This window comes from Acetobacter tropicalis (genome assembly GCF_001580915.1).
In the GTDB taxonomy this organism is placed as follows: domain Bacteria; phylum Pseudomonadota; class Alphaproteobacteria; order Acetobacterales; family Acetobacteraceae; genus Acetobacter; species Acetobacter tropicalis.
In genome coordinates this window covers 1-7,999 of sequence record NZ_LHZQ01000137.1, presented here as the reverse complement: position 1 = coordinate 7,999, position 7,999 = coordinate 1, and the positions used below count along the sequence as shown (strand labels likewise).

Sequence of the window (7,999 nt, the reverse complement as noted above, 5' to 3'; positions counted from 1 at the left end):
CCCGATGCACAACCCTTCTGTGAGATTTCCGCGTCGAAGCATCCATGCCGCCATATTTCGCCCGCCACCGGTAAAATGTGGCGTTGCTGATCCCATGCTCCCGACACAGATCAGGAACCGGGACGCCGCCCTCAGCCTGGCGGATCACACCCATGATCTGGGCGTCAGTAAAGCGATCACTCTTCATCAGAATCTCCTCAATTCTTACGCTGAGAAAATTCTCATTCAAAAGCCACTCTTTTTATGGGGGGATTACCTACCAACCAGATATTGCCGTTCACCAAATGCGTTGCGAGTGTCCGGGTCGACATAAGCTGCCGGACAGCAAGCGACCTCTTCGCGGACGTGACCCCCCAATTTCCGAGTGTCCCAAAGACGATATTCGAGGATGTGTTGAATTCGAATTCTTCTATCAGAGACAGAGAGCCGGGTTTGGCTTTGTGCGGGCTTTAGTAACGACGAAGCGCCCGGGTGATAACCCCAACGACCATATCCGCAGAATCTATGCCGACTACAATATTGATCGTATTACCTGTCAACTGAACCACAGCGTCCGAAAATGGGCCATTCGCTGGCAACGCTATCCAGGCAGGGGCTACATTGGCCTCAAGCATTTCGCGAACCGTCAGTTCCCGCGGTGCAGTCATTCCATCATTGGTTTTGGTGTTGTCGGCAAGGAAACGGATCAGGTCAAGCGGCCCGAACGCCGCAAGTAGTGCACCTTGCCCGTCACGACAAATGGCTACTTGATGTTTGCGGTCGAACTGCGTTGCAACATTTTCGAGCGTCGTTTCCTCAGTAACAGGAATGTAATCGGGTGCTAAGCGCGACGCTAAGCTCACAAATCCTGCAGTGGAACCTCGCGGTCGGGTACGGATGATGGTGTTGAGTGTAGAATGATGCCTAAGCCATGCAGCTGTCTCGGCGCAACGCATAGTAACAAGCCCGACAATGTTGGCGTGAACTTCGGTAACGTTGAGATCCAAGATAGGCTCGTGGTGAGCGACGCGATTGCGAAACTCGTTGATGGAGCGGACCATCTGTTGGACATCATGTCGCGTTGTTGTCTTCGGCAGGTTCGGAAAGACGATGTTGAGGCCGGTTCGCCAGAGGGCGCCATAATTGGGCCGAAATAAATTCGACCAGAAATCGAAAGTCAACTCAGCAACGACCTGGCTACGCACGGGGGCCAAGCCTGCGCGTTTAATCGCTTTGTCGAGCGTTGCGAGGCCCTCTTTCATTAACACGGTATTACGAAAACCGGCATGAAGGTGCCAAGTCGCGCCATACTGAGACACGAGCAACGCATCTATCGCGTTTCTCAGGGTTATTTCGACAACCCCAAGCGGGAACATAAACGCCTTAGCTACTCGTGCGTTGTAAAGGTATAAGGCAATCGCATAGGCTTCGTTACCCCCACCTTTCCTAAGATAAGTTGCAAATCGCGGTTCTGACAACGAGGCTCGGATTGCCGCAATTTGGTTTGACCGATTGGGGTATGGTACTTGACTTTCCGCCATAAATCCGTACAAAGTCCTTTTAGCAGTCGAATCGGCCCCACTGGCGTCAGCTATGCGCCCTCGGCACAAAATATAGAGCACCAGGTCAGGACTTTCCTCACCTGGTGTTTTTTTATCTACTGACTAACGTACAATTCGTCGATCGTGCGGGTAGTCGATAAAGTGACAAATTAACATCATTTTACCAGCGCAACGCAAATTCTAATCAACACAAAACTTTTTTGCTAGTGTTCACTTTGTAGCACTTTCTAACAAACCTGACATTCCGTCCGGTCCGAGACTGCGCATCTCGCCGAAACCGGACAGGCGAGATTTGGCGCAGTGACCAGTTCGTCGGCAGTCGACCAACATGCGCTCTTCTGATGCAGTGCCGGGAATATCGGATCACATCGTCACCTGCCGATCTCCGCACTTTGGGGGCAGGTCGGTTCCTCGCTACCAAAACTACCATTCGTCGCGGTGAAGCGACCGGGCGAATGCGCCCATGGCTTCGCGGCCCGGCGCTCCTTCCAACACCGATTTTTATCGCTGCTCGCCTGACAATGTCGGCTTTCGAGCAACCGCCATCACCCCTTCGACGTCCGACATGAGGCGAAAACCGACCAAGGCTCTCCATCAGAAACCAGTTAAAAGCAGATCAATAGCCTGAGTGATTTCATCCTGATAAAGAGACAATGACGTCACGACTTTTTTCAGATCACGGTCAGATACAGCAGCCATAAACTGTGTCATCATAACGAACGACTGGTCATCGACTACGAAAACCGGATTCAGTCTCTTTGCCGGTTTGGGTGCCACTTTCTGTGATAAAAGCGGCACCACGATGCGGGTGCCCAACTCGTCCAGCAGGTCTGCCTGCACATCTAAAACGAAACGCGCTTCACCTCGTCCGGCCAAACAATACACATCAAAACGCGCCATTCAGAAGTTCCGATAATCCGCCAGAGGAAGACCATTCTTTTCGACATACTGTCGGGATGCTTCAAGAGAGGAGCGATTTTCTGCGAGCCATTGTTGAGCACGAACCGAAGCGATCGCTGACTTCAACCCCTGTTCGCAGGCCTGCGATATGTTGAGATCAAGCGATCTGGCTTCTTCGAGTAACTGAGCGGGTAACGTCACATTAGTGGGACGACGCAACGGGCTGGTGGAGTGCACACGAACCATAGCTTTGATCCTATTTACATGAGAACTGAAACATAGCACATGTTTATACACATTTCCATGCGCATATTATCATCTCGCTATATGCCTGCTTTCAGAAAACTCCAGCAATTCCTGTTACGTCTGACATGAGGCAGAAGCCGAAGCAGAAGCTCCACTTATCCCTTAACCGGCCGTCCAATCCTCAGATCGCAACCCATCTACCCTCGTAAGTTCTCGTAAGTTTCCAGTCACAACGACAAGCCCCCTGCTTCGAGCGTGCCCGGCAATCATCAAATCGTATGGGCCGATGACACAGCCACGCTTTTCCAGCTCTGCCCTGATTTCCGCTGTATGGGCTGCGGCGTCATCATCAAACGGCAAAACAGACAGACGTGCGGCAAAATGCTCAACCTCACGTCGAATCTTTGCCGGATCGTGAGATTTTTCGGCTCCATAGAGAAGTTCGTAAAGCACGACATCCGAGATGCAGAGCGCCTCGGCGTTATCATTGAAACGCTCACGCAAGCCTTGCGGACGATCACGCAGGACACGAATGCAAAAGTTTGTATCCAGAAGATAACGAAGCATCAGAAGCTTTCGCGTTCCTGCATCCTCGGCTGATCACGCTCAGGCAGTGGAGTGCCCGGCGCGGCAAAGAAATCGTCCCATGCGGCATTTGCAGGTGCGATTATACGACGCGCACCGTCCGGGATGATCACGACGTCTTTCAGGTTGACGTCAAATGCAACCGCTTTGGGAAGACGCACGGCCTGGGAGCGATTGGACAGAAAGAGCGTCGTGCGGGTGAGCATCGTAACCTCCATTTGGGATATGCCGACAGTATATCCAAACTCTTGCCGGGTAACAATGGAATTCGCTCGCCATACTGGCCAGACCATTTTCCCCCAACCCTGCTCTCAGGGCACGGCGATCAATGACCAGAATCCCAGTTTGCGCTTATGTGAAGCCTTCAACCGGGTCATGAACGTTTCATGGGATTCCATGCCTTCAGCCATGGTCAACATGGGTGCAAGTCGCTGACAGGACGCAAGATCCTTTGCGGCATAGGCGTAGTAACGGGAAAGCGCCCTGTCCAGCACGGCCTCGACCAGCAGACGGTAGAGCAGCGTCGCTTCGTTGGGATAAGCTTCAGATAGACGTTCCGCTGCCGGACGCAGCGTCCCGTAGTCCCGTCCGTCCAGTTCCGCTGTATGATGCCGCACGAGACGGGCAGCTTCGTCGAGAGCGGGCCATTCCAGAAGAGTAGACAGGACCACGCTTCTATTCGGGAAATTCCGGATGTGATCGAGTGCCTGCTCTTCGGCGTCGATCGCATCATAATCACTGAGATGACGCTGATAGGCTTTCCAGTGCGGCAGGCTCAGGCGTTCCCGAAAAACGTTCCATCGCAGAGCCTGAGCTTTGTCTCGGTCTCCAACGGCCTCGTATGCTTCAATCCGCAGATCGTCGTTTTCCTTGTAAAAGCGAGAGTTCTCTTCAGTTTCCCGGTCGAGCCAGTCAAGTGCCTCCCGGGCGCGCCCCTTGTCCAGCAAGCGGCGTGCGACGTCGCCGGTATAGGCATACTGGCGGTCACTCAGGCTGACAGCTTCACTATACGCATCAACGTCACCCATGGCATCCGCAAGATCCCGCAGGTGCCTGATCACCTGCATACGCGCGATGTCGGTATGATAATCGCTATTCCCCTTTGACGCAGGAAGGTCGCGCAGTCGTGCCAGAAGCATAGTTCTGAGCATGGCTGCGCCCGTTTCGCCTAATGCCGTGCCGCACGCGGCGAGCAGACGATCACAGGTGCCATACCCGTCATCATCGAGAAGCGTAAGAAGGTCTGTGACAACGATGGCGGGATCCCGGTTGGCCTGTCGTCCCCAGAGAACGCCAAGATCAGAAGCGGCCTCCCGGAAGACGTCCGACAGGTATCCGGAACTGTCGTCCGAGCGCTCGTACACGGATGGGGCAATCTCCACAAGCAGCCTCATGGCTGAAATGGCCTGCCCGACATCGGCAGAGGCAACGTCACCCAGGATGGATTGCCGCAAGGTATCAAGTTCAGCAGCCAGAGGACGGATCCGGTCCCAAGGCAGAAACCCACGAGAACGCTGGATCGTGCGCAGCCTCTTTTCGACCTCCTTGCCGAGTTTGTCCTTCGCATGAACAGCCGTCAGAGCCATGCGGAGCTTACGGGTCAGCGCGACGTCCTGCCCTGCCAGTTCGATGAGCAGGTCCGCAAGTCGGTCCGCACCAAGCGCCTTCAGATTGTCTTTCGTGACGGTCGTGCCGACTTTCACTGAGGCACGGGACTTACGCAGGATGGGCTTCTCAACGGGATTTCGAGTCATGGCAGCAGGTTATGGCTCGTCCCCAGGAAGCGCAATCGCCCAGTGTTGGTCCGGCGTATCAGGGCCTTCCTCTCATCGGGTACGCCCCTCCAAGCCGGACGGGCGTATCCGATGTCGGCTATTCACCCCCTAGTTTTCACCCAGAAGCGCCCGGTGGCGGTCCTTCGTGACTCCCATCCTGCATTTTTGAGGATTTCTGCAAGATCTTTTTCTGATGGAGGGTCAATCACATTCTTTGCGATTTCTGCCAGTGTCGTTTTCATTTTCCCGGACAGAAAGCTCTCAACACTGACAGCCTTCTGCGAAGGGAGGGAAAGCGGTGGCGCATTGTCTTCCTCTATCTGGAAGCATGCTTCCTGCTCAATGAACTCTGCGACCCGATGCACGCCAAGAAATTTTACGCCCGCCAGACGATCATCGGCATAATAGGCGCTCCCGGCAGCATCGGCGAACATGTCCCATAGACGTTCTATGACCAGTGGAGGCAGGTATTGAACCATCGTGTGCCGGTTGATCGGTTGTCATCTGGGCACTTCATGATCTTCCCCTACGATGACTTCGATCGCATCCGTGCCGGCGTTAAAACGGATGCGGCCTTTCATTCCGGCCCGAATCTCTTCGCGCATTTCGCGGTTTTCATACATGATCCTGTTTCCTTCAAATTTATGGTCTATTTTGTGCGCAGCAGATGATGGCGGCCCTGTCGACCAAGGCATGAAGCGGACGCTAAGTGCAGGAAAACCGTTGTGGTCCAGTGGGACCTTTAAACAGTTGCGCGGAGCTGTTTTCTGCCGTTTTGGTGTTGCCTGAAGTTGTGCATAATTGCACCCATCTGCCTGAAATTGCCTATTTGTCCCTGCCCTTTCACGGCGGCAACACGGGTTCGAATCCCGTACGGGATACCAATCTTTCCAATGACTTAGCGTTGTGGTCGCGGAATGATTGACTGCTTTTGGGCCCACCTCGGGCCCATCGCCAAAAAAGACGATAAGCACATGGTCCCAATGGGCCCATGAATAGGCTATGCTGGGCCCAGGCGAGGCTCACCATGAAAGATCGAATCACTTCTGCTAAAATTGATCCAGCGACAGGCCGTCCGCTCCCTGCCGGAGTTGAATATCGCGGCAAGGGCCAGTATCGGGCCCGCAAGCGCGTCACGGGCGGCGAGCGGATCCATCAGACCTTCGCCTCGGCCAAACTCGCCCGCCGCTGGCTGGATACGACATCCGCCAAACTGCAACTTGGACAGTTTGAGGACACGCGACCGCTGGAACGTCAGACTGTCCGCGAACTGGTCGACCGTTACGTGCGCGAAGAGATGCAGACCCGGGAGAATGATCGCAAAGGTCACATCCCCGCTATTCTTCAGGACGAGATCGCACAGCTCGCGCTGGTCGATCTGACCCCGACGGCAGTCCGTGGTTTCCGGGATCGGCTGGCTGAGAAATACAGCGCTGCAACGGTGGTCAAGCGCCTCAACCTGCTCGCTGCGATCTGCCAGCATGCGATCGCGGAGTGGGACCTGCCTTTCTCAAAAAACCCGGCTGCCGCAACGGCGGTCAAGCGACCCACTGGCGCAGACAAGAAGCGCAACCGCCGTCTCATTGGCGATGAATACGACCGCCTTCTGGAAGCCATGGCAACATCGCCCTGGCCTGATGATGTAACCTTCGTCCAATTTGCCATTGAACAAGGTACCCGACGGGAGGAAGCCCTGACACTCCGTTGGCGTGACATTGACTTTGATCGTTATGCCTTGTCCTTGGGAAAAACGAAGACCATGCATCGCGCTGTGGAGCGTGGCCCGGAAATCCGTCCTCTGACACCCGGAGCTGCCCGCCTGCTTCGGTCCCTTCAGACACAACGCAAATCCGCCCGGCCCGGAGATCTCGTCTTTGATATTGGTAGCAAAGATGCTTTTTCGGTCCGGTTCGGACGTATGACGAAGAAAGCTGGCCTTCGCGACCTCACCTTCCATGACCTTCGACATGAGGCGACGAGCCGCCTCGCAAAGATTTACACGAACCCGCTCAAACTTCGCCGCGTGACGGGTCACAAGGATATCAAGTCCCTGGACAGGTACTATCAACCCCACACGGAAGATCTTGCCGCCAAAGCCATCGTGTATGAGAAACGCAACTTTTCCGACGAGAACTAGCGTTTCCGTCAGGCTGTCAGCAATGACAGCCTGATCAGAGCCATAAGAAGGAGTGCTGCTATCACAAGCCAGAAACTAAAATCCGGCCCCAAAACCAGACTCTCCCCGCGACCCCGCCGCTTTTTCCGGAGCAGCTTTCTCTCTGCTTCCAGAATCTTCCGCTCAATAAAATCATCAAGCGCCTTTACCGGAAAACACCGTACCCGACCAATTTTCACCGACTGAATTCCCAGCTCTTCATGCTGGTTCCGTAGCGTCCCTTCTGCAAGACCAATATACGTCGCTGCGGCAGAGTAACGCAGCATACCACGAAACTCTCTTTCCTGAACTGTACTTTTATCCGACGACATAGTAAATCCCTTCCTGCTTTAAGAGCCCGCTCAAACATAGGATCCGGCAAAGTAGCGCTATCAGATCCCCATCATCTCCCTTTATCCTGAACATCGTCACAACCTCCATGAAGGGAAACTGACTTCACTCGATGCTCGGGGCCTGAGTCTCGAATCATGTGCCAATTTCCCTGTTACAATCAGGGTATGAGACATTCCTGAGGCCGCAAGACGGTTTTTTCGCAATTTCTGACACCGTTTGGCTCCACTCCGGATACCAAAACGGATGTCGTGCGCTACCATTCCTGGCGCGGGAGTTCCGGTGTCGGTCATCCCGCGCCTCAGACATCGGTCCTTGTCTTTAGAGCGGCATCTCACTGTCACGCCCATCGTCAGCGATCCGGTCCACCAGAGATTGGCACAGCGCCTTCAGGTCTTCCGGACGCGCCAGATGGGGTGGACGGCCTCCCTGCGGCATCAATGTGC

General features: G+C 54.5%; 11 protein-coding genes. 1 reads left to right on the top strand and 10 read right to left on the bottom strand.

Annotated elements, in window-relative coordinates:
• The 9 genes from AD944_RS16130 to AD944_RS17545 form a co-directional block, all read right to left on the bottom strand.
• Window positions 1-187 (bottom strand): transposase (locus AD944_RS16130; RefSeq protein WP_156477237.1); only part of this gene is annotated, 187 nt, incomplete at its 3' end.
• A gap of 262 nt (window positions 188-449) precedes the next feature.
• On the bottom strand, window positions 450-1,520 hold the full coding sequence (locus AD944_RS01710) for an Abi family protein (protein WP_045543258.1): 1,071 nt from the start codon (window positions 1,518-1,520) through the stop codon (window positions 450-452).
• A gap of 615 nt (window positions 1,521-2,135) precedes the next feature.
• Entirely contained in the window at window positions 2,136-2,441 is a 306-nt protein-coding gene (locus AD944_RS01705) for a CcdB family protein (protein WP_045543259.1), read from the bottom strand.
• The gene (locus AD944_RS16125; RefSeq protein ID WP_080587162.1) at window positions 2,442-2,687 is read right to left on the bottom strand and encodes a type II toxin-antitoxin system CcdA family antitoxin; all 246 of its coding nucleotides are present in this window, start codon (window positions 2,685-2,687) and stop codon (window positions 2,442-2,444) included.
• 162 nt (window positions 2,688-2,849) lie between these two features.
• Window positions 2,850-3,254 (bottom strand): type II toxin-antitoxin system tRNA(fMet)-specific endonuclease VapC, encoded by a 405-nt coding sequence (gene vapC, locus AD944_RS01700; RefSeq protein ID WP_003630720.1) that lies wholly within the window; start codon window positions 3,252-3,254, stop codon window positions 2,850-2,852.
• A complete protein-coding gene (vapB, locus tag AD944_RS01695; RefSeq protein ID WP_012813340.1) occupies window positions 3,254-3,478 on the bottom strand; it encodes a type II toxin-antitoxin system VapB family antitoxin in 225 nt (74 codons plus the stop codon). The genes vapC and vapB overlap by 1 nt, the downstream gene beginning before the upstream one ends.
• A 105-nt stretch (window positions 3,479-3,583) precedes the next feature.
• Window positions 3,584-5,026, bottom strand: a complete 1,443-nt coding sequence (locus tag AD944_RS01690) for a DUF6880 family protein (RefSeq protein WP_045543260.1) — start codon at window positions 5,024-5,026, stop codon at window positions 3,584-3,586.
• Window positions 5,027-5,148: 122 nt separating this feature from the next.
• Entirely contained in the window at window positions 5,149-5,526 is a 378-nt protein-coding gene (locus AD944_RS01685) for a hypothetical protein (protein WP_248845803.1), read from the bottom strand.
• Window positions 5,527-5,547: 21 nt separating this feature from the next.
• A complete protein-coding gene (locus AD944_RS17545) occupies window positions 5,548-5,670 on the bottom strand; it encodes a hypothetical protein (RefSeq protein ID WP_261763973.1) in 123 nt (40 codons plus the stop codon).
• A 404-nt stretch (window positions 5,671-6,074) separates the two neighbouring features.
• Here AD944_RS17545 and AD944_RS01675 point away from each other — a divergent pair, with 404 nt between their 5' ends.
• Window positions 6,075-7,184, top strand: coding sequence for an integrase (locus tag AD944_RS01675; RefSeq protein WP_045543261.1), 1,110 nt, complete (start codon window positions 6,075-6,077; stop codon window positions 7,182-7,184).
• Window positions 7,185-7,192: 8 nt separating this feature from the next.
• Here the strand turns inward: AD944_RS01675 and AD944_RS01670 are convergent, their stop codons facing one another.
• The gene (locus AD944_RS01670; protein ID WP_236709296.1) at window positions 7,193-7,489 is read right to left on the bottom strand and encodes a hypothetical protein; all 297 of its coding nucleotides are present in this window, start codon (window positions 7,487-7,489) and stop codon (window positions 7,193-7,195) included.
• Window positions 7,490-7,999 lie beyond the last annotated feature (510 nt).